General features: G+C 65.2%; 20 protein-coding genes and 3 pseudogenes. 13 read left to right on the top strand and 10 right to left on the bottom strand.

What is annotated here, in order from left to right:
• Nucleotides 1–70: 70 nt before the first annotated feature.
• A complete protein-coding gene (locus FOM02_RS41175; protein ID WP_027563856.1) occupies nucleotides 71–1,654 on the top strand; it encodes a winged helix-turn-helix domain-containing tetratricopeptide repeat protein in 1,584 nt (527 codons plus the stop codon).
• A gap of 54 nt (nucleotides 1,655–1,708) precedes the next feature.
• Here the strand turns inward: FOM02_RS41175 and FOM02_RS41180 are convergent, their stop codons facing one another.
• Complete coding sequence (locus FOM02_RS41180) at nucleotides 1,709–2,227, bottom strand: hypothetical protein (protein WP_027563855.1); 519 nt, start codon at nucleotides 2,225–2,227, stop codon at nucleotides 1,709–1,711.
• 38 nt (nucleotides 2,228–2,265) lie between these two features.
• Entirely contained in the window at nucleotides 2,266–3,813 is a 1,548-nt protein-coding gene (locus tag FOM02_RS41185; RefSeq protein ID WP_027563854.1) for an acetolactate synthase large subunit, read from the bottom strand.
• Nucleotides 3,814–4,178: 365 nt separating this feature from the next.
• Here FOM02_RS41185 and FOM02_RS41190 point away from each other — a divergent pair, with 365 nt between their 5' ends.
• On the top strand, nucleotides 4,179–4,757 hold the full coding sequence (locus FOM02_RS41190) for a L,D-transpeptidase (RefSeq protein WP_027563853.1): 579 nt from the start codon (nucleotides 4,179–4,181) through the stop codon (nucleotides 4,755–4,757).
• A 209-nt stretch (nucleotides 4,758–4,966) separates the two neighbouring features.
• A complete protein-coding gene (locus FOM02_RS41195) occupies nucleotides 4,967–5,782 on the top strand; it encodes a DUF2927 domain-containing protein (RefSeq protein WP_027563852.1) in 816 nt (271 codons plus the stop codon).
• Between the two features lie 54 nt (nucleotides 5,783–5,836).
• Here FOM02_RS41195 and FOM02_RS41200 read toward each other — a convergent pair whose 3' ends face one another.
• From FOM02_RS41200 to FOM02_RS41215, 4 genes and pseudogenes are all read right to left on the bottom strand, one after another.
• Nucleotides 5,837–6,988, bottom strand: a complete 1,152-nt coding sequence (locus FOM02_RS41200) for an alanine racemase (protein ID WP_027563851.1) — start codon at nucleotides 6,986–6,988, stop codon at nucleotides 5,837–5,839.
• Nucleotides 6,972–7,277: a helix-turn-helix domain-containing protein gene (locus FOM02_RS47010; RefSeq protein WP_322597001.1), complete on the bottom strand. Its 306-nt coding sequence runs from the start codon at nucleotides 7,275–7,277 to the stop codon at nucleotides 6,972–6,974. Before FOM02_RS47010 ends, FOM02_RS41200 begins: the two co-directional genes overlap by 17 nt.
• Before the next feature lie 20 nt (nucleotides 7,278–7,297).
• Nucleotides 7,298–7,624: pseudogene (locus tag FOM02_RS41210) on the bottom strand (PAS domain-containing protein); the annotation flags it as partial.
• A 9-nt stretch (nucleotides 7,625–7,633) separates the two neighbouring features.
• The gene (locus FOM02_RS41215; RefSeq protein WP_027563849.1) at nucleotides 7,634–8,761 is read right to left on the bottom strand and encodes a threonine synthase; all 1,128 of its coding nucleotides are present in this window, start codon (nucleotides 8,759–8,761) and stop codon (nucleotides 7,634–7,636) included.
• Nucleotides 8,762–9,018: 257 nt separating this feature from the next.
• On the opposite strand from FOM02_RS41215, the gene FOM02_RS41220 reads away from it, so the two are divergent.
• The 3 genes from FOM02_RS41220 to upp are packed head-to-tail and all read left to right on the top strand — an operon-like array spanning nucleotide 9,019 to nucleotide 12,202.
• Nucleotides 9,019–10,275 carry a GTP cyclohydrolase II gene (locus tag FOM02_RS41220; protein WP_027563848.1) on the top strand — a complete coding sequence of 419 codons (1,257 nt, stop codon included), beginning with the start codon at nucleotides 9,019–9,021 and terminating at the stop codon, nucleotides 10,273–10,275.
• Between the two features lie 7 nt (nucleotides 10,276–10,282).
• Complete coding sequence (locus tag FOM02_RS41225) at nucleotides 10,283–11,521, top strand: URC4/urg3 family protein (RefSeq protein WP_027563847.1); 1,239 nt, start codon at nucleotides 10,283–10,285, stop codon at nucleotides 11,519–11,521.
• 51 nt (nucleotides 11,522–11,572) lie between these two features.
• Nucleotides 11,573–12,202 carry a uracil phosphoribosyltransferase gene (gene upp, locus FOM02_RS41230; RefSeq protein WP_027563846.1) on the top strand — a complete coding sequence of 210 codons (630 nt, stop codon included), beginning with the start codon at nucleotides 11,573–11,575 and terminating at the stop codon, nucleotides 12,200–12,202.
• Between the two features lie 10 nt (nucleotides 12,203–12,212).
• On the opposite strand, the gene FOM02_RS41235 is transcribed toward upp, so the two are convergent.
• Nucleotides 12,213–13,322, bottom strand: coding sequence for a M48 family metallopeptidase (locus FOM02_RS41235; protein ID WP_027563845.1), 1,110 nt, complete (start codon nucleotides 13,320–13,322; stop codon nucleotides 12,213–12,215).
• A 3-nt stretch (nucleotides 13,323–13,325) separates the two neighbouring features.
• The gene (locus tag FOM02_RS41240) at nucleotides 13,326–14,471 is read right to left on the bottom strand and encodes a YjgN family protein (RefSeq protein WP_194483055.1); all 1,146 of its coding nucleotides are present in this window, start codon (nucleotides 14,469–14,471) and stop codon (nucleotides 13,326–13,328) included.
• Nucleotides 14,472–14,776: 305 nt separating this feature from the next.
• Here FOM02_RS41240 and FOM02_RS41245 point away from each other — a divergent pair, with 305 nt between their 5' ends.
• Together FOM02_RS41245 and FOM02_RS41250 are read left to right on the top strand one after the other, a co-directional pair.
• Entirely contained in the window at nucleotides 14,777–16,042 is a 1,266-nt protein-coding gene (locus FOM02_RS41245) for a cytochrome P450 (protein ID WP_027563843.1), read from the top strand.
• Between the two features lie 180 nt (nucleotides 16,043–16,222).
• Nucleotides 16,223–17,497, top strand: a complete 1,275-nt coding sequence (locus FOM02_RS41250) for a cytochrome P450 (RefSeq protein WP_027563842.1) — start codon at nucleotides 16,223–16,225, stop codon at nucleotides 17,495–17,497.
• 248 nt (nucleotides 17,498–17,745) lie between these two features.
• Here FOM02_RS41250 and FOM02_RS41260 read toward each other — a convergent pair.
• Nucleotides 17,746–18,668, bottom strand: a pseudogene (locus FOM02_RS41260) (LysR substrate-binding domain-containing protein).
• 125 nt (nucleotides 18,669–18,793) lie between these two features.
• Between FOM02_RS41260 and FOM02_RS41265 the strand changes: the two are divergent.
• The 4 genes and pseudogenes from FOM02_RS41265 to mdlC all read left to right on the top strand — a co-directional run bounded on the left by FOM02_RS41265 (nucleotide 18,794) and on the right by mdlC (nucleotide 23,731).
• Nucleotides 18,794–19,963: an acyl-CoA dehydrogenase family protein gene (locus FOM02_RS41265; protein WP_027563840.1), complete on the top strand. Its 1,170-nt coding sequence runs from the start codon at nucleotides 18,794–18,796 to the stop codon at nucleotides 19,961–19,963.
• Between the two features lie 9 nt (nucleotides 19,964–19,972).
• Nucleotides 19,973–21,073 (top strand): CaiB/BaiF CoA transferase family protein, encoded by a 1,101-nt coding sequence (locus FOM02_RS41270; RefSeq protein WP_027563839.1) that lies wholly within the window; start codon nucleotides 19,973–19,975, stop codon nucleotides 21,071–21,073.
• A gap of 14 nt (nucleotides 21,074–21,087) precedes the next feature.
• Nucleotides 21,088–21,939 (top strand): FAS1-like dehydratase domain-containing protein, encoded by an 852-nt coding sequence (locus FOM02_RS41275; RefSeq protein WP_027563838.1) that lies wholly within the window; start codon nucleotides 21,088–21,090, stop codon nucleotides 21,937–21,939.
• 170 nt (nucleotides 21,940–22,109) lie between these two features.
• Nucleotides 22,110–23,731 (top strand): annotated as a pseudogene (mdlC, locus tag FOM02_RS41280) (benzoylformate decarboxylase).
• A gap of 172 nt (nucleotides 23,732–23,903) precedes the next feature.
• Here mdlC and FOM02_RS41285 read toward each other — a convergent pair.
• Nucleotides 23,904–24,680, bottom strand: coding sequence for an SDR family NAD(P)-dependent oxidoreductase (locus FOM02_RS41285; RefSeq protein WP_027563836.1), 777 nt, complete (start codon nucleotides 24,678–24,680; stop codon nucleotides 23,904–23,906).
• Between the two features lie 75 nt (nucleotides 24,681–24,755).
• Here FOM02_RS41285 and FOM02_RS41290 point away from each other — a divergent pair, with 75 nt between their 5' ends.
• Nucleotides 24,756–25,217 (top strand): MarR family winged helix-turn-helix transcriptional regulator, encoded by a 462-nt coding sequence (locus FOM02_RS41290; RefSeq protein WP_084334926.1) that lies wholly within the window; start codon nucleotides 24,756–24,758, stop codon nucleotides 25,215–25,217.
• The last annotated feature ends 83 nt before the right edge of the window (nucleotides 25,218–25,300 follow it).

Raw genomic sequence — 25,300 nt, forward strand, 5'->3', positions numbered from 1 at the left:
TTTCCTCACCAGCGGCTTATTTTTCGCGTTGCATCCTATGCTACATTCCTGATGCCAGACGGGAGGGATCTTGCGCTATCTCTTCGAGGGCCATGCATTGGACACCGACCGGCGCGAGCTTCGTCGCGGACCGGATGCGTTGCTCGTGGCGCCGCAAGTATTTGACCTGCTCGCGTACCTGATAGGTCACCGGGAACGCGTCGTCAGCAAGGATGAGCTGATCAGTGCGATCTGGAACGGACGCGCGGTATCCGATGCCGCGCTCACGACCCGTTTGAATGCCGTACGAAGCGCCATCGGCGACAGCGGTGAACAACAGCGTCTCATCAAGACGCTGCCGCGCAAAGGTTTCCGCTTCGTCGGCGTCGTGCGGGAAGAATGGCAGGGAAGCCCGATCGAGCAGGCCGCTTCGACGACGTATCCTGGAGAGACGGAGGAGACGCCGTCTTCAGCCCCTCGCCTTTCAATCGTTGTGCTGCCATTCGCCAATCTCAGCGAAGATCCCGAGCGAGAATATTTCGTTGATGGTGTGACCGAGAGCTTGACCACGGATTTGTCGCGCATCTCCGGCTCGTTCGTCATCGGCCGACATACCGCATTCACGTACAAGGGCAAAGCGATCGATCTCAAGCAGATTGGCCGCGAGCTGAATGTTCGCTACGTGCTAGAGGGTTCCATGCAGGGAGCCGGCGATCGACTTCGCGTAAACGTCCAGCTCGTGGACGCGGAAACCAGCGCGCATCTGTGGGCCGACCGCTTCGACAAACTCGTCGCCGATCTTTTTGATATGCAAGACGAGATCGTATCGCGCCTCGCCAACACGCTGGACGCCCAACTCACTGAACAAGAGGCTCGGCGATCAGAACGATCTCCGCATCCCAATTCGATGGACTTGTATTTCCGAGGCAAAGCTTTGTTGCACAAGGGGTGGACGTCGGAAGGCGTGCCACAGGCGCGCGCGATGTTTGAACGGGCGTTGACCCTTGACCCCAAGAATGTCGACGCGATGGTGTGGATGGCTGGCGTCGATCTGATACTTGGAGCGAGCTACTTGGATGACGCCACGAGCGAGCATTTCGCAGTGGCCGAGGCGACATCAATAAGGGCGCTGTCTCTCGCGCCCAACCATGCCTATGCACACTTGATTTTGGGCTGCGCACTAATATGCACGAACCGCGCGGTTCAGGGCATCGCGGAATTCGAGAGAGCGTTGGCACTGGATCGCAATTTGGCTGAAGCGCACGCGCAGACTGGCAGCGCTAAGTTGTATATGGGTCGCGGAGCCGAGACTGAGGCCCATGTCAACGAAGCACTTCGCCTCTCTCCTCGCGATATCTTCGCCCATCGCTGGTTCATGATAACCGGCTTTGCCAAGATGCAGGTTGACGCGGATGCTGAAGCAGTCCGGTGGTTCCGCCGCAGCATCGAAGCCAACCGAAATGATGTCAACGCGCATTTTGGGCTGGCCGCCGCGCTCGCGCTACTTGGCTCACTGAATGAGGCGAAAGCCGCTGCAAAGGCGCTATTTGCGCTCGTTCCAGACTTCACCATCCGCCGCTTCCGGGACGGCGCTTGCAGTGATAACCCTGTTTATCTCGCCAAACGCGAGCGCGTCTATCAAGGCATGCGGCTGGCGGGAGTGCCGGAGGGCTGATGTCCGAGAAGGGTCACAATCAGGCGCTGTTGGGCCAAGATGAACACACGCGCACTAGCGCGCCGCCCCAAGACCGCTCTCGCCAAGCCGCGTCGCGAACCAGCGCGACAGCGGCTGCTCGACGAGGCCGCCGACATAGACCTCCGACGTCGTCACCCCGCGCCTGTCCAGCACCAGCAGCACGCCGATCCAATAGGCGAACCAGATATGCGCATCGGTCATCGCCATCAGCTTGTGCTGGTCGTGATCGAGCGGGGTGTGGTTGCTCGCCTTGCGGATCTCCACAGCGAGCAGGTTGTTCGGGATCTCGCGCTGATGCACCACGACGTCGGGATAGATCGACTTGCCGAGATGATCGTCGGTCGAGATGATGGTGCCGTGCGGCAGATGCAGCGTGCGCTCGCCGAGCCGGTCGTAATTGCAGTCGACCGCCCAGCCCGAGAACTGCCGCTCCAGGTAAACGGCGAAGCGATGCGTGATCGCACGCTCGCCGATGTCCTTCTCGAACAAAAATGCTTCGTGCGCGTAGAAGTCCCGGAGCGCCGCGATCACCTTGTTCAGCTCGGCCTGCATCGTGCCTCCGGGCCCTCGGCGCTCTCGGTTGGTGCGCCCTACATCTGCACTTCGATCAGCCGCGGCCCGGGCTCGGCGACGGCCTCCGCCAGCGCCTTGTTGAACTCGTCGGCATTGGTGACGGCGCGGCCGGGCACGCCCATGCCCTTGGCCAGCGCGACGAAATCGAGCGTCGGGCGGTCGAGGCGGAGCATATCGTTGGCGCGCTGGCCGGGCTCGCCGGCGCCGACATTGTCGAACTCGCCGCGCAGGATCTGGTAGATGCGGTTGGCGAACACGATGGTGACGATGTTGAGGTTCTCGCGCGCCTGCGTCCACAGCGACTGGATCGTGTACATCGCGCTGCCGTCGCCGACCATGGTGATCACCTTGCGGTCCGGGCAGGCAATCGCGGCACCGATCGACAGCGGCGTCGAGAAGCCGATCGAGCCGCCCATGTTCTGGAGCCAGTCGTGCGGCGCCGCCGCCGCTGTCGGCGGGAAAAAGCCGCGGCCGGTGGTGAGCGATTCGTCGACCATGATCGCATTCTCGGGGATGGCGCAGGCGATCGCCTGCGCGATCGTGGCGAAGGTCAGCGCGCCGGTCGGCTTGACCAGCTCGGCCAACGCCTGCGGCTTGACGTCCTTGGCGCTCGCCTTGACGGCGCCGGCCAGCGCTTCGAGCGCTGCGACCGAATTCTCGCCCCAGGAGGTCATGCGATGCACCTCGCAGCCCTGGGGCTTGAGCATGCTCGGCTTGTTCGGATAGGCGAAGAACGCCACGGGATCGTCGGATTCGACCAGCACGATGTGGCGGAACTTCTCCAGCATCGGCAGCGCGTTCTCGATCACGTAATGGATGCGGTCGATCGAGAAGCGGCCGCGGCCGCGCGCCATCTTCGGGCGGAAGGTCGGACCCATCACGGTGCAGCCGGTCTTGCCGGCGATGCGCTCGGCCAGCGCCAGGCCCTGCTCGCTCAGCGCGCTGCCGGTCATCAGCAAGAGCGTGCCTTCGCCGTCCCCGTGCAAGATCTTCGCGGCCCGCTCGACCGCCTGCGGCGAATAGCTCGCGCGCTGCTGCTCGGCGGGCACCTCGGCGAGGCCGTCGGCCTCGTTCCAGGCGGTGTCGGCGGGCAGGATCAGGGTCGCGATCTGCGGCGGGGCGCTTTTCGCAGCCGCAATCGCCGCGGCGCCGTCGGCGGCGACCGATTTGGAATCCGGGGAGGTGCGGACCCAGGACGACATCGGCCGGGCCAGGCCCTCGATGTCGGAGGTCAGCGGCGCATTGTAGCCGATGTGGTAGACGGCGTGCTGGCCGACGATGTTGACGATGCCGGAATTGGCCTTCTTGGCGTTGTGCAGATTGGCAAGGCCGTTGGCGAGGCCCGGGCCGAGATGCAGCAGGGTCGAGGCCGGCGCGCCCTTCATGCGGAAATAGCCGTCGGCGGCGCCCGTCACCACGCCCTCGAACAGCCCGAGCACGCAGCGCATGCCGGGAACGCGGTCGAGCGCCGCGACAAAATGCATCTCGGAGGTGCCCGGGTTGGTGAAGCAGACGTCCACCCCGCCCTTGACCATCGTCCGCACCAGGCTTTCCGCACCGTTCATTCTGTCTGCTCCCGCAACCGGCGATTTCCAGTGATCCCTGCGATCAATCATTGTTCGCGCGTGCCGTCAAAGCAAGAGCGGCCATTGCGGCCCTGCCCCGCGCGGCAATACGCGGGCTTGGCTAACGCCCCGTTCCGATGGAATCGGAACGGGGCGTTAGAGTCTTGTTTTGACGCGTTTTCTTGATGCGAACCGGTATCCACTTCGCTTGAAAACGCTCTCATGCTTTCCGGCAAACTGGCGGGGTTGCCGATTTGGTAACGCCAATCGTTAAGCATGGCGCCCCTCACGGGGCCGTGGCTTGCGAAAAGCCCGCAAATATGGACTCTGACCTTTGTTGAAGAGATTTTTTGCTGGGGGTACCAATGATTCGGTTTTTCGCCGCGCCGATTGCCGCCATCGCACTGCTGACCGCCACCGCGGCAGGCGCGTTCGCCGAAGAGTTCGACTCGCGCGATATCATGGGCGGCGGCCCGAACTTCTTTCGCGGCGGCTCCAGCCCGATCCCCCGCACCACCGTCATGTATAACGGCAACTATGCCCCCGGCACGATCGTGGTGAACACGGCCGAGCGCCGGCTCTATCTGGTGCTCCAGAACGGCCAGGCGCTCCGCTACGGTATCGGCGTCGGCCGCGACGGCTTCCGCTGGGGCGGGGTGCACAGGATCACCGCCAAGAAGGAATGGCCGGCTTGGACGCCGCCCTCGCAGATGCTGGCCCGCCGCCCCGACCTGCCGCGCCACATGAAGGGCGGCATCGAGAACCCGCTCGGCGCGCGCGCGATGTATCTCGGCTCGACGCTGTACCGCATCCACGGCTCCAACGAGCCGGAGACGATCGGCCAGGCGGTGTCCTCGGGCTGCTTCCGCATGACCAACGACGACGTCACCGACCTCTACGGCCGGGTCTCGGTCGGCACCACCGTGGTCGTGCTGAACAACTAAGCCGGGCGGGCGAGCTTCCGTAGGGTGGGCAAAGGCGCACTTGCGCTGTGCCCACCAACTGTCTGCAGATTGGATAAAGGTGGTGGGCACGCTTCGCTTTGCCCACCCTACGCAGCTGCGCGTGGATAATGAGCCACAGCAGGAACCCGCCTGACGCGTGCATTTGCGGTCTTGTGCGCGCGCGGCGAATACGGCAGCGTTGCGCGACGATGAGCGCATTCAACCAGCCCTCGGCTGCCGTCCGCCTCGCCCTGCTGGCGTTTGCTGCACTCACATCCGTGCCTGACACCGCTACCATCGCCGCCGCGGGCGAACCGCCCGCGATCGCCTCGCGACAGCGCAGCGAGAAGAAGAGCTTTACCGACGCCGAGATCGTCGAAGGTTTCCTGAAGACGGCATTCGGCGCCGAATACCACCTCGCCGGCCGCGTCGACCGCATCCGCAAGTTCGACGGGCCGGTGCGCGTCTACGCCGAGAGCGACCGCGCCGACCGCAAGGCGCAGCTCGCAAAAGTCGTCGCCGACATCGGCAAGCGCGTGCAGCATCTCGACATCGCCATGACCGCCACCAGTGAAGCTGCGAACGTGCGGGTCAAGCTCGTGCGCGACCGCGATCTCTTCCGCACCATCGCGACCTTCTATGGCGTGGACAAGGCGCGCGAGATCCGCACCTCGCTCGATCCGCAATGCCTGTCCGGCTTCCGCAAGAACGACAATTTCGAAATCGAGCACTCCGACGTCATCCTCACCGTCGACAATGGCGACTTCACCTTCCTCGACTGCGCCTATGAGGAGCTGCTGCAATCGCTCGGCCCGATCAACGACACCACGAGCGTGCCCTGGACCATGTTCAACGACAACGTCTCGATGGGCTATTTCGACGTCTACGACCAGTACATCCTCAATCTGCTCTACGACCCCCGCATCAAGGCCGGAATGACCGTGCCGGAGGTCAAGGCCGTGCTGCCGCAAGTGCTCGCGGACGTGCGCGCCTGGGTGAAGCAGGTGAATGATCTGAAGGAGTGAGCTCTTACCCTCCCCTGGAGGATAAGCGCGCCTCCTCCAAACGTCAGGCCTGTCCTACCACCCATTGATCCGCGGCCAGACCACGCTGACGCCGCCTTCACCATCCAGCACCTGATAGCGATCATATTGCGCGCCGGTCGCGCAGGCGTGGTTGGTGAGGATGCGGACGCGGGAGCCGATGGGCAGGTCGGGCAGCGCGGCATTCGAGCCCTTGCGCAAGCCGATGATGCCGTGCTCCTGGTTGGCATCGGTGACGATGAGCTCCGGGTACGGTTTTCCAGCGAGATCGCAGACCATGCCATAACCCTGATCGAGCGCCTGTTTCGCCGTGCTGCGGTCGCGCGACAGCGCCATCCAGCCGGCGTCGACGATGATCCAGCCCTTCGCCTTCTGGTGACCGATCACGGTGGCAAGCACGGAGAGCACGAGGTCGCCCATCCCCACGGAGCTGACGCCGGCCTGATAAAGGTCGCCGAACATGAAGACGCCGGCGCGCACTTCAGTGACGCCAGTGAGGTCGCGCACATAGCGCGCGGTCGGTGTCGCGCCGACGCTGACGACGGGACAGGGCAGACCTGCGCTGCGCAACGCGTTGGCCGCAGTCACGGCAGCGATGCGTTCCGCTTCCGCCGCATCCGCGATGGCTGCCGGATCGTCCATTGCGTAGCTGTCACCGGCGTGCAGCAGCACGCCGCGCAAGGTCGCGCCACCCGAGACCAGGCGCTTGCCGATCGCGATCAGCGTTGCCGCATCGGTCGGCGCGACACCGGAGCGATGGCCATCCGCGTCGACCTCGATCAGCGCCGGAACCGCGTCGCCGCTGCGAGCGGCATGCGCGGCCACGGCCTCGGCTTGTTCGATGCTGTCGAGGATCACGGCGAGATCGGCACCGGTCGTGCGGATGGCAGAGACGCGCGCGAGCTTCGCGGGCGCGATGCCGACGGCGTAGATCATGTCGCGGACGCCGCCGGCCGCGAAATATTCGGCCTCGCGCAGCGTCGAGACCGTTGCCGGCCCCGTGGCCGAGGTCATCGCGATACGCGCGACGTCCAGTGATTTTGCGGTCTTCAGATGCGGGCGGAAGGCCACGCCGAGACCGGCGAGGTGCGCCTTCATCCGCGCGACATTGGCGCGAAGCCGCTGCTCGTCGAGCAGCAGGCAGGGCGTTTGCAGGTTCGACAGGTCGGTATCACCTGGCATCGGCATACACCGTGGCGCGCGACACTCCGAGATGGGCCGCAATGATGTCCGAGGATCGACGTACCTGCATGCAGCCGGCGTCGCGCAATTCGCGCAGCAGCGCGCGGCGATCGTCAGTGTTGAGCGCGCGGGGCGTGGTGGCGCGCGCGCGGCGAACTGGTCGATATGGGCACGGATGGCGTCCGCGCCGATGGGGCTCAGGGACTCGCGCGGGTTGTTGTTGGCATCGACGCTGACGAACTGGCCGATGGCGCTCTGCAAGCCCTGGAACAGTGTCAGGTCGACGTTGAGGCAGAGCGCAGCAACGTAAGAACCATCCGCACCCTTGATACCGATGGAGGTGCTCTTGGCCTGCCGTCCGTCGGCAAAGCTGTTGGCGTAGTTCGAAATCACCTGCGCATAATCAGGGTCGGCGATGCGGGCAAGGCCAAGCTCGGTTGCGGGCTGGCCGACCTTGCGTCCCGACAGATTGTTGTGAATGGCGACGATCGCCTGTTTGGGGTCGGTGAGATCGTGCAGCACGACCTCGCAGAACGGGGCCAGGGTCTCTCCCAATCCTAGCGCGATCTGCTGCAACTGATCGAACAGCAGTTTTCGCTCGGCTGCGGACTTGCTCGGAGCTGCTGATTTGCTGCGGCTCATCGCCCGGCCCTACTGCACGAGATCGGCAACGGTGGTCGCGGCCTTGAGGCCCGTGCCTGTGAGCACCGCGACCGTGGTCTCGTTCGTCCTGATCGATCCGGCAGCAGAGAGCTTTTCCAATGCGGCGGCCGCGCTGGCGCTGGTCGGCTCGGCGAACAGACCCTGCCGTGCAAGACGCCGCAGGGCAGCGACGATCTCGTCCTCGGTGAGCGCGATGGTGCCCCCGCCGCTCTCGCGCAAGGCGGCGATGATCTCGCGCAGGCGCAGCGGGTTCTTGATCGCGGTGCCCTCTGCAATGGTCTTGTTCACCTCGCGCGCGACGGGCGTATCGACGCCGGCCTTGAAGCTCGCATCGATCGGCGAGCAATTCAGCGGCTGCGCCGCAAACAGGCGCGGCAGCTTTGTAATCTGGCCGGACTTCAAAAGCTCGCGGAAGCCGAAGGCGCAGCCGAGCAGGCTGCTGCCGGCGCCGACGGGGACGATGACGTTATCGGGCGCGCGGAAGCCGAGGTCTTCCCATATCTCATAGGCCAGCGATTTGGTGCCCTCGAGAAAGAACGGCTGCCAGTTGTGGCTGGCATAAAACGTCTGGCTCGACTGGCGGATGGCCTCGGCTTCCGACTCTTCACGGGGCCCCTCGACGAGTTGCACCGCAGCGCCATAGGCGCGCACCTGCGCGATCTTCGCCGGCGATGTCGAGGCCGGCGCCAGAATCTTCACGCGCATGCCGCCGGCGGCACCCAGCCCGGCCATCGACGAGCCGCCATTGCCGGAGGAGTCCTCCAGGATCGCGTCGACGCCGATCTGCCGCAGGAAGGACAGCATCACGGAAGAGCCGCGATCCTTGAAGCTGCCGGTCGGGTTGAACCATTCGTGCTTGAAGAACGGGCGCAGGTCGCCCCAATCCTGCTGAACCAGCGGCGTGCAGCCTTCGCCGAGCGTGACAGGCTTTCCGATCTCGACGGGCAGCGCTGCCCTGTAGCGCCAGAGCGACCGCGTGCCGCTGTCGATGTCCTCGCGCGAGATCCCTGCCCCCGGCGTCACCAGCAGCGGCGTGCGCTCGTCCGAGCACCAGCGCGGCTGGTCCAGCGGATAGAGCTGTCCGGTGCGGGGGTCGATGTAGCTGGCGGCAGGCATGGTGGTCTCCGGGCGGTATTGATCCATACAATATGTCTAATTATATACGTTTTGTCCAGATCAGAGGCAACTTAGGCCCGCCGATGACGGGAATTTGGCCGCAAACGGCCCGCCCCGACGGTACGATTAACTTGTCTGTCGTGGCTCGCCGCTACAATATGTTGGATTGAGCTTGCGTCGTCGGTGCTCCGCATGGGCGATGCAGGTGAGCCAGGCCCGTCCAAGCGGCGGGCCGTTGGCTTTTTGGGAGCCTGGACATGAGCCGCGCGAACCGTACCGAGCATATCCGCCTGACCTCCCATCCGGAGCCGGGCAAGAAAGCCGCCTATCCGATCCATTGGGGTGCCGCAGATGCGCGCGCCCGCGGGCCGATCATCGGCACGGTGTCGCGCTCCGGCGATCGCAACGTGATCGGCAGCCATGGCGGCTCCTATGCGATGTACCGCGCGCTTGCGGTGTCCGCCGGCGCGCTCGACCCGATCAAGCGCCCCGATCTCACCAACACCTTCCCGGCCGCGACCATCGGCCCGTTCGAGCAATGGCGCGATCCCGCAAAGATCGTCGCGCTCGACCCATGGGGGCACCTCGTCGCCGAGAATTTCGGCAAGGACATCGCCGAGGGCGTCGATATCCGCCCGAGCATCGCGGTGACACGCGCGCGGCTCGATCTGCCGGAGATCCGCGAGGCGCTGGCCGCAAAGCGGCTGCGCGCCGACGGCGAGGTCGTGCACGCCAATGGCAGCGTCTCGGTGGTGAAGATCGCAATCGATCCGGTCTGGTACCTGCCCGGCCTTGCGACGCGGTTCGGCACCAACGAGACCGAGCTGCGGCGCACGCTGTTCGAGCAGACCGCCGGCATGTTCCCCGAGCTTGTCACCCGGCCGGACCTGAAGGTGTTCTTGCCGCCGATCGGCGGTACCACCGTCTACATGTTCGGCGATGTGACAAAACTGCCGGACCATCGCACCAAGATCACCTGCCGCGTGCATGACGAGTGCAACGGCTCCGACGTGTTCGGCTCGGACATCTGCACCTGCCGGCCCTATCTGATCCACGGCATCGAGGAATCCGCGCGCGGCGCGCAGGAGGGCGGGCTCGGGCTCGTCGTCTACAACCGGAAGGAAGGCCGCGCGCTCGGCGAGGTCACCAAATTCCTGGTCTACAATGCGCGCAAGCGGCAGGAGGATGGCGATGCGGCCGCAGCCTATTTCGAGCGCACCGAATGCGTCGCCGGCGTCCAGGACGCACGCTTTCAGCAGCTGATGCCGGACACGATCCACTGGCTGGGCCTGAAGCGCATCGACCGCTTCCTGTCGATGAGCGACATGAAGTACGACGCGCTGACCTCGCAGGGCATCGACATCGTCGAGCGCGTGCCGATCCCGCCCGAGCTGATCCCGGCCGACGCTCATGTCGAGATCGCCGCCAAAAAGGCCGCCGGCTATTACTCGACCGACATCGCGCCGGAGAAGGACGTGGACGGCGTGGTCGGGCGTTCGCTGGAAAAATACTGATCGCGCGATGGCGGACGCTTTGGAACGACAGGCCCGCTCGCTGCTCACCGCGACAGCGGTGCGCGCGCGGGCCGGGCAGATGCTCGAGACCGGCCTCGCCGGCGGCTTGAGCCACTTCACGATCGATCTCGACCGCATGGACGGCGTTGCGGAGGCGGTGCTTGCGGTGACGCGAAAAGCCTATCCGACGCTGGACGTCCCCTTCCATGCGCGCTGGCGGCATTTCGTGCTTGGCGGCGTCGATCGCTGGGCGCGGCTCGCCGATGCCGCATCGTGGCCGGATCGCGCGGCACGGGCGCGCGCCGAGTTCGATCTCGCCATCGTCAGCGTGCTGCTGGATGCCGGCGCGGGCGCTGCGTGGCGCTATCGTGACGCGGTGACGGGGGAAAGCATCGGGCGGTCCGAGGGGCTCGCGATCGCGAGCCTCGACATGTTTGCAGCCGGACTCTTCTCCGGCAATGCCAGCGCGCCGTTCAGGGCCGATGCGGGCGTGCTGGCGCAACTTCCGCTCCCGGCACTCACGTCGGCGTTCCAGGTGAACGATGCCAATCCGCTGCTCGGGCTTGAGGGACGGACCGATCTGCTGCGGCGTCTGGGCAAGCTGGTTGCCGAGCGTGCGGACATTTTCGGCCTGCAAGACACGCCGCGGCCCGGCGGCCTGTTCGATCACATCACAGCGCAGGCAAAGGGCGGTGCCGTCGCCGCGCCCGCAATCCTCTCCGCGGTGCTGAACCAGCTCGGGCCGATCTGGCCATCGCGGCTCGAGCTCGCGGGCGTCCCGCTCGGCGACTGCTGGCGCCACCCGGCGCTCAAGACGGATGACGCAACCGCGGGCCTCGTGCCGCTGCACAAGCTGTCGCAATGGCTGAGCTATTCGCTGATCGAGCCGCTCCAGCGCGCGGGATTTAATGTCACCGACATCGACGGCCTGACCGGGCTTGCCGAGTACCGCAATGGCGGCCTGTTCGTCGATCACGGGGTGTTGCGCCTGCGCGACGCTGCCGATGCCGAGCGTGCGCATGCGGTGGATTCGCTGCTCGTGGTCGAGTGGCGCGCGCTGACCGTCGCGTTGCTCGACCGGCTCGCCGAATTGGTTCGCGCAAAACTTGGCCGCCCGCCCGAGACCTTGCCGCTCGCCAGCATTCTGGAAGGCGGCAGCTGGGCCGCGGGCCGGGCCATCGCGTTTGCGCGCCGCCCAGATGGTTCGCCGCCGCTCAAGGTGATCAGCGACGGCACGGTTTTCTGACCCTTATTGTCGCTCACGCACTCACTTGATGAATTTCAGGAGCATACGATCATGGAAGGCGTCACGATCGTCGATCATCCGCTGGTGCAGCACAAGCTGACGCTGGTGCGGGACAAATCGATCTCGACCAAATCGTTTCGCGAGCTGATCAAGGAGATCGGCATGCTCTTGTGCTACGAGGTGACGCGCGATTTGCCGCTCACTGATACCGTGATCGAGACGCCGATGGCGACGATGCATTCGGCAAAGATCGCCGGCAAGAAGCTGGTGTTCGTGCCGATGCTGCGCGCCGGCACCACCTTCGTCGACGGCATGATGGACCTGGTCCCGACCGCGCGCGTCGCCCATATCGGCCTCTATCGCGAGCCGCACAGCTTTGCCGCCGTCGAGTACTTCTTCAAATCGCCGTCCGATCTCGGCGAGCGCCTCGCCATCGTGGTGACGCCTGTCGTCGCCACCGCCAACACGGCCGTCGCCGCCGTCGACCGGCTGAAGGAACGCGGCGCCAAGGATATCCGCCTCGCCTGCTTGATCGCAGCGCCGGAAGGACTGGAGCGACTGCGCGGACTGCATCCGGACGTGCCGATCTGGACCGCCGCAGTCGACGAAGGCCTCGACGAGAACGGTTTCATCCTGCCGGGCCTCGGCGACGCCGGCGACCGCACTTACGGCACGCGCTAGGCAGCGCAGCTCAGATCTTGCCGCTGCCGCAGATCCCTTTCAGCGCCTGCCATTCCTTGTCCGTCAGCAGCGGCGGGCCGCTGGCGGGGCGATCCTCTTTCGTCATGCGGGCAAGGCGGTCCTCGGTCAGCGGGTGGCTGGCGAGGATCGTGAAGCCGCTGCCGCCTTCCTTGCCGGTGATGCGGAACATCAGCTCGGCCGCGGGCTTTGGCGAGCGACCGAGCTTGTGCATGATCTCGATCGCGAAGGTGTCGGCGCCGGTCTCGGCCTCGCGCGAATAGGAGGCTTCGACCACGCTGCGCGAGGCGAAGATCACGGCGCTCGAGCCGGTGACGTCGCCGAACAAGAGGCCGATCAGGAACGAGGTGCCGCCGTTGTAGATCAGCCCGCGCATGTTGTCGTAATGCTTGAGATGGCCGAGCTCGTGGGCGAGGATGCCGGCGAGCTCGTCGGGGTTTTGCGCCTTGTCGAGCAGCCCCCTCAGCACGTAGACCTTGCCGCCCGGCAGCGCGAACGCATTCGGCACCGGGGTCGGCAGCACGCCGGCGGTCATGGCGTCGTCGTCGAGGCCGGCGGCATCGCGCAGGCGGTTGACGAGCTTGGTGAACGCAGCCTTGCCCGCGGGGTCTTCGCAGACGCTGCGGCCGAAGATGGTCTTCACCTGGACTTCCGAGGCATCGCCGATGCGGCGTTCGATCGGCTTCGGCACCAGCGGCGCGAGCCGGTCGGCGGCGAGCGGCACGCCGAACAGCACGACGCAGACGATGGAGACGGCGGCGGCCACCGACCAGCCGACGATTTTTGCCAGCCCGCGGCGCGAGGTCTGGTGCTCGTCGAGCCGCGCACAGCGGACCATCACCTGCGTGGCCAGCGCGACGTCGCGGACCTCGAGCCGCGCTAGCGGCGGCGCGGTCGTGCAGGAAAGCCGCAAGATGCCGGCCGGACTGTCGGCGCGGCGGATGTCGGCATAGGCCCAGCGCACCGGCGCTGCGCCCTCCTCGACGATCTCGAGCGCATCGCCGAGCGCCAGCGTCACCTGCCGCCTGCGGCTCGATACGCCGTCGAAGAAGATGGTCGGCTTTGCCGACTGCGCCGGAGACTCGGTGGACAGCTCACTCACAGATCAGAATCCCGCGACATCGAGGCCGTCGGCAAAGCCTTCGCCGAGGGCGCTGGCAAGCTCGCCGGTGCCGCGCACATCCGAGGCCGCGCCGATGTTGTGCACCTCGACGGTTTCCAGCACCTTGGCCCAGATGTCGCGCTGCAGATACACCCGCATGACGATGTTGATCGCAAGCGCCAGCGCGAGATAGCCGATGACCATTGCCACCATCATCGGGATGCTCCTGGTGGCATTGTCGGGCCCGAACGCCTGCTCGGGCGGCAGGCCGCTCAGCTTGACGAGGAGCATGGTGGCTCCGCCGAGGTAGAAGCCGAAGATGGTCGAGAGCAGCATCCACCAGCCGATCACTTTCCAGTAGAGGCCGTAGAACGCATCGTGCGGCAACTCCGAGGACACGCTGACGCCGCCGATGCGGATGCCGTCCAGCCACCAGCGCCATTCGCGCGCCTTGAACTCGGCATAGAAGAACGGGGCAAGCGGGAAGATGATGAGCGCGATCGGGCTGAGCAGCCACAGCCACCAGCCGCGCTTGAAGAACTCCCAGCCGTTGCCTTCGAAGTCGCCTTGCAAATCGCCGTAATGGGTGTGCCGCATCTTGTAGCGTTCGAGCGAAGCCTCGCGCCAGGGCAGCGCCAGGCCGAGCGTGAGGAATACCAGCAGGCCCCACGCCATGGCGCGGAACGAATAGGCCCAGCCCGAGCCGTCCATCCAGAACCGCACGCCGCGCCAGACCGTGCGCGTCAGCCGATAGCGCCGCGCGCGAAAGATCGCGAACTGGCCGAAGGCGTAGAAGCTGATGAACAGCGGCGTCGAGGCGAAGCCCTGCCAGCGCTCGAACTCGATGCCGATGAGGAAATAGGCGAGATAGATCGGCACCAGGATCGCGAGTGCAAACAGGAAGCCGATCAAAAGCTCCTTGCCCCGCCCGGTGTATTCGGCGGCGTCGCCGTCGATCGCGGTGTTCGACCACAGATGACGGCGGATGTCCGTGACCAGCCAGAACCGGTAGAAGCCGAAGGTGACGAGCTCCAGCATGGCACCCTTGGTGACCATTTTCCGGAACTCGGTGCGATTGCCTGTGAAATCGACCCGCGTCGGCGGCAGCGGCGGCGGTAAGGGTTCGGACCCGATCGGGGTCCATTGCATGTCGTTCACGGCGACAACCTCGGGGTGCAAGGCCAAACTATAGATCACAAGATTAGTCGATCCCCAAGATGACGGGGTTCGATTTACCTCGATTCCAGTCGAGTTCTCGCAGGATTCGGCGGGCAGCGGCGTGCGGGAGATCACGTTGACACATCCACGTGACATCCGCCCAATCCCTCTCGCAAAGGTTGGATGTGGCAAAACTCTCCCTTGCTCCGGCGCAGACAACCGGCTGTAATTGCAAATCAAATGCCGCAGCGCAGAATTCATAAAAAGGCGCGCGAGGAATGCCAGGGAGACCAGTCATGCATGGGACCATGGAGAGCGCGTCCAAGCTCGACGCATTGCGCGAGCGCGCGTCATCACTGCCGCTGGAGCAGTTCGATCCGGGCGATCCCGAGCTGTTCAGGACCGATACGTTCTGGCCCTATTTCGACCGCCTGCGCCGCGAGGATCCCGTGCACTATTGCAAGGACTCGATGTTCGGGCCGTACTGGTCGGTGACGCGCTACAACGACATCATGGAGATCGAGACCAACCATTCGGTGTTCTCCTCGGCCTCGGCGCTCGGCGGCATCACCATCCGCGACATCGATCCCGACCTGCGCCGCGAGAGCTTCATCTCGATGGACCCGCCGCGCCATGCCGCGCAGCGCAAGACCGTGGCGCCGATGTTCACGCCGACGCATCTGGACAATCTCGCCATCAACATCCGCAAACGCTCGGCCGAATGCCTGGACAATCTGCCGCGCGGCGAGGTGTTCGACTGGGTCGACCAGGTCTCGATCGAGCTCACCACACAGATGCTCGCGGTGCTGTTCGACTTCCCATGGGAAGACCGCCGAAAGCTGACGCGCTGGTCCGACATCGCCACCACCATTCCCGGGCCTGACGGCCTCGTCGCGACCGAGGACGAACGGCAGGCCGAGCTGACGGAATGCGCGGCCTATTTCTCCCGCCTCTGGAAGGAGCGCATCGAGCAGCCGCCGAAGAGCGACCTCCTGTCGATGATGGCGCATGGCGCGGCGACCCGCGACATGGATGCCAAGAACTTCCTCGGCAATCTCGTCTTGTTGATCGTCGGCGGCAACGACACTACGCGCAACACGATGTCGGGCTCGCTTCTCGCGTTGAGCCAGCACCCGGAGCAGTATCGCAAGCTGCGCGAAAACCCCGCGCTGCTCGACAGCTTCGTGCCGGAGGTGATCCGCTGGCAGACGCCGCTCGCGCATATGCGACGCACCGCGCTCTCCGATTTCGAGTTCCGCGGCAAGCAGATCAAGAAGGGTGACAAGGTTGTGATGTGGTACGTCTCGGGCAACCGCGACGAGGAGGCGATCGAAAAGCCCTACGATTTCATCATCGACCGCGCCCGCCCGCGCACGCATCTGTCCTTCGGCTTCGGCATCCACCGCTGCGTCGGATTGCGGCTTGCCGAACTCCAGCTCAAGATTATTTGGGAAGAGATCCTTAGCCGTTTCGACCATATTGATGTGGTCGGCGAACCCAGGCGGGTCTATTCGAGTTTCGTGAAGGGACTGGAGACGTTGCCGGTGAAGATTGCGGCGTAGAAAATCTCCCTCTCCCCGTTCTTACGGGAGAGGGTCGGGGTGAGGGGCTCTCTCCGCGAACACGCTGAGAGACGGATTCGCGGAGAGTCCCCCTCACCCGGATTGCATCTTCGATGCAATCCGGCCTCTCCCCGCAGGCGGGGAGAGAGGCGAAGAAAGAGAAGCACTGGAGTTACCACCATGAACATCCAAGCGCCGGTTAAAGTGGACAGGGCCGAACGCATGCGCAGGGCGCGCGAGGAGGCCTATGCGACGCCGCTGGCTCAGTTCCATCCCGGCGCGCCCAGGCTATTCCAGGACGACACGCTGTGGCCGTGGTTCGAGCGGCTGCGCAAGGAGGAGCCGGTGCATTACTGCACCAATGCGCCGATCGATCCGTACTGGTCGGTGGTGAAATACAACGACATCATGCATGTCGACACCAATCACGGCATCTTCTCCTCGGACTCGACACTCGGCGGCATTTCGATCCGCGACGTGCCGGAAGGCTATGACTGGCCGAGCTTCATCGCGATGGACCAGCCCCGCCATTCGGCGCAGCGCAAGACGGTCTCGCCGATGTTCACCCCGACCCATCTGGACGAGCTGACCAAGCTGATCCGGCAGCGCTCGCAAACCGTGCTGGACAATCTGCCCCGCAACGAGACCTTCAACTTCGTCGAGCGCGTCTCGATCGAGCTGACGACGCAGATGCTGGCGACGCTGTTCGATTTCCCCTGGGAGGAGCGGCGCAAGCTGACGCGCTGGTCCGACGTCTCGACCGCGCTGCCCAAGAGCGGCATCGTCGCCTCGGCCGAGGAGCGCCGCCGCGAGATGGACGAGTGCTACGCCTACATGTCCAAGCTCTGGAACGAGCGCGTCAACTCGGCGCCGCGCAACGATCTGCTGTCGCTGATGGCGCACAACGACGCCACGCGCTTCATGGACCCCGACAACCTCATGGGCAACATCATCCTGCTCATCGTCGGCGGCAACGACACCACGCGCAACACCATGACCGGCTCGGTGCTGGCGCTGAACGAGAACCCCGACCAGTACGACAAGCTGCGCGAAAATCCCGCGCTGATCGATTCCATGGTGCCCGAGGTGATCCGCTGGCAGACGCCGCTCGCACATATGCGGCGCACGGCTTTGCAAGACACCGAGATCGGCGGCAAGCACATCAGAAAGGGCGACCGCGTCGTGATGTGGTACGTATCGGGCAACCGCGACGAGGAGATGTTCGAGAGGCCGAACGATTTCATCATCGACCGCCCGCGCCCGCGCACGCATCTCTCCTTCGGCTTCGGCATCCACCGCTGCGTCGGTATGCGCCTCGCCGAGCTCCAGCTGCGGATCGTCTGGGAGGAGATGCTCAAGCGCTTCGACCGCATCGAGGTGGTCGGCGACCCCAAGCGGATCTATTCGAGCTTCATCAAGGGCTATGAGACGTTGCCGGTGAGGATTCCGGGGTAGGCCCAACCGTCATGCCCCGCGAAGGCGGGGCATCCAGTACGCCGCGGCCTCTCGGTTCTAGCCGCCCGGCCTCTGGAATACTGGATTGCCCGCTTTCGCGGGCAATGACACCGAGAGTGGAGCGAAGAGAGCGCACGGTCCCTGACACTCAGCAGGCCCTAGCCCAGCTATAAAATTCCGGCATGACAGCTCGCTCAATATGCGAAGGGCCGGGCGCGCACTTGTGTCCTAAACCGCATTGAAAGCATTCAACTCAATTTGATGTCCCACACGCCTTCCTTGCGGCAGGCGGCGACCTCCTCGCGCAGGAGCGCGGTGACGGCCAGCGAGGCCGTCGAGGCCGGGCGGTCGATCGGAGAAGCGAAAATGAGCTCGCGTGTCATCGGCTTCGAGACGGCGGTGGTTTCCAGCCGCCCGTCAGCGACCTCGCCGTGGACCGACGAGGGCGGCAGCAGCGCGAAGCCGAGGCCTTCCTCGACCAGGCTTGTCAGCACGCGGAACGAATCTGCTTCGAGCTGGACGTCGAGCTTGATCTTGCGCTGGGCGGCGGCCGTGCTCGATCAGCGCGCGGAGGCCATGGGAATGACTGGGCAGCACCAGGCGCTGGCGCAGCAGCCAGCCGAGTGTCGACGTTCTTCCTGCGCGCGAGCCCGCATCCGCGCGGGCCGACCGCGACGATGTTGTCGCGCCCCAGGCTCTGCACGTTGAGATGAAGATCGGCGGAGCGGCCATAGAGGATGGCGAGATCCATCTCGCCGCGATGCAGCCATTCGACGAGATGGCCGCTGTAGCTCTCGACGATGCGCAGCGAGATGCCGGGGAATTTTTCGACGCAGCGCCGCGCAAAGCGCGCCGACAGCACGCAGCTCACGGTCGGAACCAGGCCGAGCACGACCTGCCCGGACGGCGGTCCCTTGGCCGACTGGATGTCGTCGCGGATCTGGTCAAGTTGCCGCACGATGCCGGAGGTGCGCGCCAGCAACAAATGACCGGCCTCGGTCAGCACCATGCCGCGGCCGTTGCGGGTGAACAGCTCGGTGCGCAGCTCGTGTTCCAAGAGCTTGATCTGCCTGGAGAGCGCCGGCTGCGCCACGCGCAGCGTGTCGGATGCCTTCGAGAGGCTGCCGAGCTCCGCCACGCAACTGAAGGTCCTGAGCTGCCGGAAATCCATGCTTGCCAATCCTGGAAGGCTACTCCATACGCTATAGCAAATGAGCATAGGGGGCTGGCGATGTTTTCACAACGCCAGAGGATCGGCCGGCGTTATCTTGACTGCCGCTACCAATGGGAAACGCCATGAGTGAAGAACACCACCTTGAGGATCACGCCGACATCCGCGAAGCCGTCGCCAAGCTCTGCGCGCAGTTTCCCGGCGAATATTGGCGCAAGCTCGATCGCGAGATGGCCTACCCGAAGGCCTTCGTCGATGCGCTGACCGAGGCCGGCTATCTCTCGGTGCTGATCCCCGAGGAATATGGCGGCGCGGGCCTGAAGCTTTCGGCGGCCGCAGCCATCCTGGAAGAGATCCAGCGCGCCGGCTGCAACGGCGGCGGCTGCCATGCACAGATGTACACGATGGGCACCGTGCTGCGGCACGGCAATGCCGAGCAGAAGGCAAAATACCTGCCGAAGATCGCGAGCGGCGAATTGCGGCTACAGGCGTTCGGCGTCACCGAGCCGACCAGCGGCACCGACACCTCCTCGCTCAAGACCTTTGCGCGCAAGGAAGGCAACGACAGCTACATCGTCAACGGCCAGAAGATCTGGACCAGCCGCGCCGAGCATTCCGATCTGATGGTGCTGCTGGCGCGCACCACGCCGAAGGAGCAGGTCAAGAAGCGCACCGATGGCCTGTCCGTGTTCATCGTCGACATGCGCGAGGCCAAGAACAATGGCCTCGAGATCCGCCCGATCCGCACCATGATGAACCACGCCACTACCGAAGTGTTCTTTACCGACATGAAGGTGCCGGCGGAGAATCTGATCGGCGAGGAAGGCAAGGGTTTCCGCTACATCCTCTCCGGCATGAATGCCGAGCGCATCCTGATCGCCGCCGAATGCGTCGGCGACGCCAAATGGTTCATCGCCAAGGCCACGAACTATGCCAAGGAGCGCAGCGTGTTCGGCCGTCCGATCGGCCAAAATCAAGGCATCCAGTTCCCGATCGCCAAGGCCTACGCCTCGATGCGCGCGGCCGAGCTGATGGTGAAGGAAGCGACGCGCAAATACGAGGCCGGGCTCGACTGCGGCGCGGAGGCCAACATGGCCAAGATGCTCGCGGCCGATGCGTCCTGGGAAGCGGCCAATGCCTGCATCCAGACCCATGGCGGCTTCGGCTTCGCGGAGGAATACGACGTCGAGCGCAAGTTCCGCGAGACGCGGCTTTATCAAGTGGCGCCGATCTCGACCAACCTGGTGCTGTCCTTCGTCGCCGAGCATGTGCTCGGCATGCCGCGCTCGTACTGAGGTCACGCCATGGGAGCACTTGACGGGATCAGGGTGATTGCGGTCGAGCAGGCGGTGGCGGCGCCGTTCTGCTCGTCACGGCTGGCGGATGCCGGCGCGGAGGTGATCAAGATCGAGCGGCCCGAGGGCGATTTCGCCCGCGGCTATGACGCGGCGGCCAAGGGCCAGAGCAGCTACTTTGTGTGGCTCAACCGCGGCAAGCAATCGGCGGTGGTTGATCTCGCCACGAAGGAAGGCTGCGCCGAGTTGGAGAAGCTGATCGCGAGCGCGGACGTGCTGATCCAGAACTTGAAGCCGGGCTCGATGGACAAGCTCGGCTTTTCGCGCGAGCGGCTGCTGAAGGATTATCCAAAGCTGATCTCGTGCACGATCACCGGTTACGGCGACGAAGGCCCCTACGCCCATCGCAAGGCCTATGACCTCCTGATCCAGGCCGAGAGCGGCCTTGCCTCGATCACCGGCAATCCCGATGGCGCCTCCCGCGTCGGCATGTCGATCGTGGATGTCGCGACCGGCGCCACCGCGCATGCGGCGATTTTGGAGGCGCTGATCGGGCGCGGGCGCACCGGCAAAGGTGCGGACATCCGCATCTCCATGTTCGACGTGATGGCAGACTGGTGCACTGTGCCGCTGCTCAACTCCGAAGCCGGCAATCCGCCCAAGCGCATGGGCCTGCGCCATCCCTCGATCGCGCCCTACGGCGTGTTCACCTCGAAGGACGGCAAGGACATCCTGATCTCGATCCAGAGCGAGCGCGAGTGGAAGACGCTGTGCGTAAAGGTGCTGGATCAGCCGGATCTTCCGGCCGATCCCCGCGTCGCCAACGGCGTCGAGCGCGTGCGCAACCGCGACTTCACCGACAAGACGGTCGCGGACAGTTTCGGCAGCCTGACGCGCAACGAGCTGCTCAAGCGGCTGTCGGACGCCGACATCGCCTTTGCCGAGGTCAACACCATGGCCGACCTCACCACCCATCCGCATCTGCGCCGCATCGAGGTCGACACGCCGAACGGCCGCGTCAGCTATCCCGCGCCGGCGCCGATCATCGTCGGCGAGACCCGCGCTTACGGCGCCGTGCCCGCGATCGGCGAAAATCCCCAGAAGAAGTAACAGGGCGAGGCGTCATGACCGAGAAGCTCGACATCGACCACTTGCGGCAATGGATCGGCCGCAGCACGGAGGCGACCGACATCGTCACCGCGCAACTCGTGAAGGGCCTGCGCGCGACGCTGTTCCAGGAGGTCGGCGAGCCCCAAAAGGGTGACGCCGCACCGTTTACGGTGCATTGGTGCCTGGCGCAGCCGGTGTTTCCGATGTCGATGCTCGGGCCCGACGGCCACCCCACCCGCGGCGGCTTCCTGCCGCCGGTGCCGCTGCCGCGCCGGATGTGGGCCGGCGGCGAGATCGAGTTCTTGCAGCCACTACAGGTCGGCGATGAATCGACGCGGACCTCGCGCATTGCCGATGTGCAGGTGAAAACGGGCTCGACCGGCACGCTGTGCTTCGTCTCGGTCGAGCACAGCATCTCCTCCCCACGCGGCACCGCCATCCGCGAGCGGCAGGACATCGTCTATCGCGAGATGACGAGCAGCGCGCCGGCGAGCGCCAAGGCGCCGCCTCCGCCGCCGAAGGCGCAGCACCGCGAGACGCATGTGTCCGATCCCGTGCTGCTGTTCCGCTATTCCGCACTGACCTTCAACGGCCACCGCATCCATTACGACCGCGATTACGTCACCAAGGTCGAGGGTTATCCGGGCCTGATCTTCCACGGGCCCTTGCAGGCCGCGCTGATCATCGAGATGGCGGCGAAGCTGCGTGGCGGCAAAGCGCCGAAGAAGTTTACCTATCGCGGCCTGCAGCCGCTGTTCGAGGGGACCGAGTTCTCGATCAACGCCAACGACAACAGCGAGAACATGGAGCTTTGGACCGCGAATGCGGAAGGGCAGCCGACGATGAAGGGCACGGCGGTGTGGTAACGCTCTCCTCGTCATTGCGAATATAGCGGCGATGTAGGAAGTTAGACCCTCACCCTGAGGAGCGCGCCCTTCGCGCGCGTCTCGAAGGGCGAGGCCACCAGCCGGGCCTTCATCCTTCGAGACGCGCGTTCCGCGCTCCTCAGGATGAGGAATTGATAGGGACGGAAACAATGTCCAAGAACGGCAAGACCGGCAGCAAGTCCGTCACCGTGAAGCAGGCGACGCTCGACCTGCTGCGCTCCTTCGGCATCAAAAAGGTGTTCGGCAATCCCGGCTCGACCGAGCTGCCGTTCCTGAGCGACTGGCCCGACGACATCGATTATGTGCTGGCGCTGCAGGAAGCCTCCGCGGTCGGTATGGCCGACGGCTACGCGCAGGCGACGCGCAATGCCGGCTTCGTCAATCTGCATTCGGCGGCCGGCGTCGGCAACGCGCTCGGCAACATCTACACTGCGCATCGCAACCAGACCCCGCTCGTGATCACCGCGGGCCAGCAGGCCCGCTCGATCCTGCCGCTGCAAGCGTTTCTCTACGCCGAGCGCGCCTCGGAATTTCCGCGGCCTTACGTCAAATACAGCGTCGAGCCGGCGCGGCCCGAGGACGTGCCGGCCGCGATCGCGCGGGCCTATTACACCGCGATGCAGCCGCCGTGCGGGCCGACCTTCGTGTCATCCCGATCGACGACTGGGCCCATGCCTGCGCGCCGGTCGAGGCGCGCAAGGTCAGCCGCGAGACCGGCCCCGAGCCTGACGCCATGAAGGCACTTGTCGCGGCGCTCGGCTCGGCAAAGCACCCTGCCCTCGTGGTCGGCCCCGGTGTCGACCGCGCCGGCGCCGTCGACCTGATGGTCCGCGTGGCCGAGAAGGCCAAGGCCAGCGTCTGGGTCAGCCCGTTCTCGGCGCGCTGCTCGTTTCCCGAGCGGCATCCGCAATTCGCGGGCTTCCTGCACGCCTCGCCGGCGCAGCTCTCCGATGCGCTGCGCGAGCACGACCTCGTCGTCGTGATCGGCGCGCCGGTGTTCACCTTCCATGTCGAGGGCCATGCCGCGATCTTCGACGGTGGCGCGACGATCTTCCAGATCACTGATGATCCCGATGCGGCGGCGGTGACGCCGGTCGGCACCAGCATCATCGCGACGATGAAGCCGGCGCTGAGCCTGCTGCTCGACATGCTCCCCGAGAGCAAGCGGCCGACGCCGAAGGGCCGCACGCTGCCGCCGGCACCGCAGGCCGCCGATCCGCTACCGGTGGAGTTCCTGCTGCACTCGCTGTCGCAGGCAATGCCAGATGGCGCCTCGCTGGTCGAGGAAGTGCCCTCGCACCGGCCGGCGATGCAGAAATTCCTGCCGATGCGCGGGCAGGACAGTTTTTACACCATGGCGAGCGGCGGCCTCGGCTATTCGCTACCCGCCGCCGTCGGCATGGCGCTGGGCAAGCCGAAGCAGCGGACCGTCTGCCTGATCGGCGACGGCTCGGCGATGTATTCGATCCAGGCACTCTGGACCGCGGCGCAGCGCAAGTTGCCGCTGACCGTCGTCGTCATCAACAATTCCGGCTACGGCGCGATGCGCTCGTTCAGCCAGGTGATGCAGGTCCGCAACGTGCCCGGGCTGGAGCTGCCGGGGATCGATTTCGTGCGGCTTACCGAAGGCATGGGCTGCCACGCGGTGCGGGTGAGCAAGGCCGCGGAGCTCGGCGAGGCGCTGAAGCGCGGGATGGCGCATGAAGGCACGAGCCTTGTCGAGGTGATCGTGGATTCCGCGGTGCCGGTGCTGTACGGGCAGAAGCATTAGCTTTGTCGTCCCTGCGAACGCAGGGACCCATACCGCGTGATCTATCGATAAGCGCAGGTGTTAATACCGCAGGATAGAACAACTACCTGTCTTCGCCAAAGTCCTCCCTGTGGTTATGGGTCCCCGCGTTCGCGGGGCCGACACTGAATATTTGGCACGACCGCTCCGCCCATCACGACGCCAAAAATCCCCCGTCCGCCGCCAGCACGTGCCCGACGACATAGGATGACGCATCTGACGACAGCCACACCACGGCCTCCGCGACTTCCTCCGGATTGCCCATCCGCCGCAGCGGCAGGCCTGCGCTGACCGTTGCGACATCGCCGACGCCGGCGCGCAGCATCATGTCGGTGACGACGCGGCCGGGCGCGATGGCGTTGATGCGAATGCCGCGCGGTGCGTTCTCCATCGCCGCAGAGCGCGTCAGCGAGATCGCGGCGGCCTTCGAGGCCGAATAGAGCGAGAAGCCGGGATTGGGATTACGCACGCCGCTGACCGAGGCATTGACCACGATGCTGCCACGCCCCTGCTTTAGCATCGCCGGCAGTTGATGGCGCAGGCACAAAAACAGCGCGCGGACATTGGTGTCGAACACGCTGTCGTAGATGTCGGTGCCCTGCTCTTCCAGCGGCGCGCGGCGCTCCTGAAAACCGGCATTGTTGAAGGCGACGTCGAGCCGGCCGCAGCGCTCGATGGCCGCACGGACCAGCCGCGCGACGTCCTCTTCTTTCGTGATGTCGGTCTTGAGGGGGATCGCTTCTACACCGAGTTCGCGGCACGCCGCGGCGGTCGCATCGATCTCGGCCTCGCGCCGGCCCGCGACAAGGATCGCTTCCGCGCCTTCGGAGGCCATCCGCAAGGCCGTGGCGCGGCCGATGCCGCTGCCGCCACCTGTCACGAGGCAGACCTTGCCTCGCATCCGCATTCCCGATGGCAAAGTTCCGCTCATGGCACACTCCAAAACGCTTGCACGCTTCGTTGCGTGCATATAGTTGTATGATACAACTATATGCAGGGAGTCAAGATGGCCGAGCTTTCGCTGATCGACGACATCCGCGCCGCCTCGCGGTTGATGGTGCGGGAGCTCGGCTTCATGGATGCGACGGTGGCGGCCTCGGACTATCCGCCGTCGGCGGTCCATACCATTCTGGAGATCGGCATCCGCGGCCCGATGAATTCAGGCGAGCTCGGCGATTTCCTGCGGCTGGAGAAATCCAGCGTCAGCCGCCTGGTGCGCAAGCTGATCGACTGCGGGGAGCTGCGGGAGACGCCGGATGAGACGGATGCCCGCAGCAAGCTGCTGTCACTGACGCCGAAGGGACGGCGCACGCTGGAGGCGCTGCACGCATTCGGCCGGCAGCAGGTAAGCGGCGCGCTGGCGGCGTTGACGGTGGCGGAGCAGCGCACCGTGCGCGAGGGGATGATGCTCTACGCGCGGGCGCTGCGGGCGAGCCGGGTGGAGGGTGAGGCGGAGACGGTCGCATAACCACCGCTGTCGTCCCCGCGAACGCGGGGACCCATACCGCGTGATCTATCGGTAAAGCCGAGGGGTCAGTACCGCGCGAAAGA

This window comes from Bradyrhizobium sp. SEMIA (genome assembly GCF_014844175.1).
Taxonomy (GTDB): Bacteria; Pseudomonadota; Alphaproteobacteria; order Rhizobiales; family Xanthobacteraceae; genus Bradyrhizobium; species Bradyrhizobium arachidis.

Excerpts from the sequence above, each read along its gene's own strand:
- FOM02_RS41185 (WP_027563854.1), bottom strand. The coding sequence starts at position 3,813 with ATGAACGGTGCGGAAAGCCTGGTGCGGACGATGGTCAAGGGCGGGGTG.
- FOM02_RS41240 (WP_194483055.1), bottom strand. The coding sequence starts at position 14,471 with ATGCAATGGACCCCGATCGGGTCCGAACCCTTACCGCCGCCGCTGCCG.
- FOM02_RS41250 (WP_027563842.1), top strand. The coding sequence starts at position 16,223 with ATGAACATCCAAGCGCCGGTTAAAGTGGACAGGGCCGAACGCATGCGC.
- FOM02_RS41290 (WP_084334926.1), top strand. The coding sequence starts at position 24,756 with ATGGCCGAGCTTTCGCTGATCGACGACATCCGCGCCGCCTCGCGGTTG.
- upp (WP_027563846.1), top strand. The coding sequence starts at position 11,573 with ATGGAAGGCGTCACGATCGTCGATCATCCGCTGGTGCAGCACAAGCTG.
- FOM02_RS41270 (WP_027563839.1), top strand. The coding sequence starts at position 19,973 with ATGGGAGCACTTGACGGGATCAGGGTGATTGCGGTCGAGCAGGCGGTG.
- FOM02_RS41190 (WP_027563853.1), top strand. The coding sequence starts at position 4,179 with ATGATTCGGTTTTTCGCCGCGCCGATTGCCGCCATCGCACTGCTGACC.
- FOM02_RS41245 (WP_027563843.1), top strand. The coding sequence starts at position 14,777 with ATGCATGGGACCATGGAGAGCGCGTCCAAGCTCGACGCATTGCGCGAG.
- FOM02_RS41220 (WP_027563848.1), top strand. The coding sequence starts at position 9,019 with ATGAGCCGCGCGAACCGTACCGAGCATATCCGCCTGACCTCCCATCCG.
- FOM02_RS41225 (WP_027563847.1), top strand. The coding sequence starts at position 10,283 with ATGGCGGACGCTTTGGAACGACAGGCCCGCTCGCTGCTCACCGCGACA.
- FOM02_RS41215 (WP_027563849.1), bottom strand. The coding sequence starts at position 8,761 with ATGCCTGCCGCCAGCTACATCGACCCCCGCACCGGACAGCTCTATCCG.
- FOM02_RS41180 (WP_027563855.1), bottom strand. The coding sequence starts at position 2,227 with ATGCAGGCCGAGCTGAACAAGGTGATCGCGGCGCTCCGGGACTTCTAC.
- FOM02_RS41285 (WP_027563836.1), bottom strand. The coding sequence starts at position 24,680 with ATGAGCGGAACTTTGCCATCGGGAATGCGGATGCGAGGCAAGGTCTGC.
- FOM02_RS41275 (WP_027563838.1), top strand. The coding sequence starts at position 21,088 with ATGACCGAGAAGCTCGACATCGACCACTTGCGGCAATGGATCGGCCGC.
- FOM02_RS41265 (WP_027563840.1), top strand. The coding sequence starts at position 18,794 with ATGAGTGAAGAACACCACCTTGAGGATCACGCCGACATCCGCGAAGCC.
- FOM02_RS41200 (WP_027563851.1), bottom strand. The coding sequence starts at position 6,988 with ATGCCGATGCCAGGTGATACCGACCTGTCGAACCTGCAAACGCCCTGC.
- FOM02_RS41195 (WP_027563852.1), top strand. The coding sequence starts at position 4,967 with ATGAGCGCATTCAACCAGCCCTCGGCTGCCGTCCGCCTCGCCCTGCTG.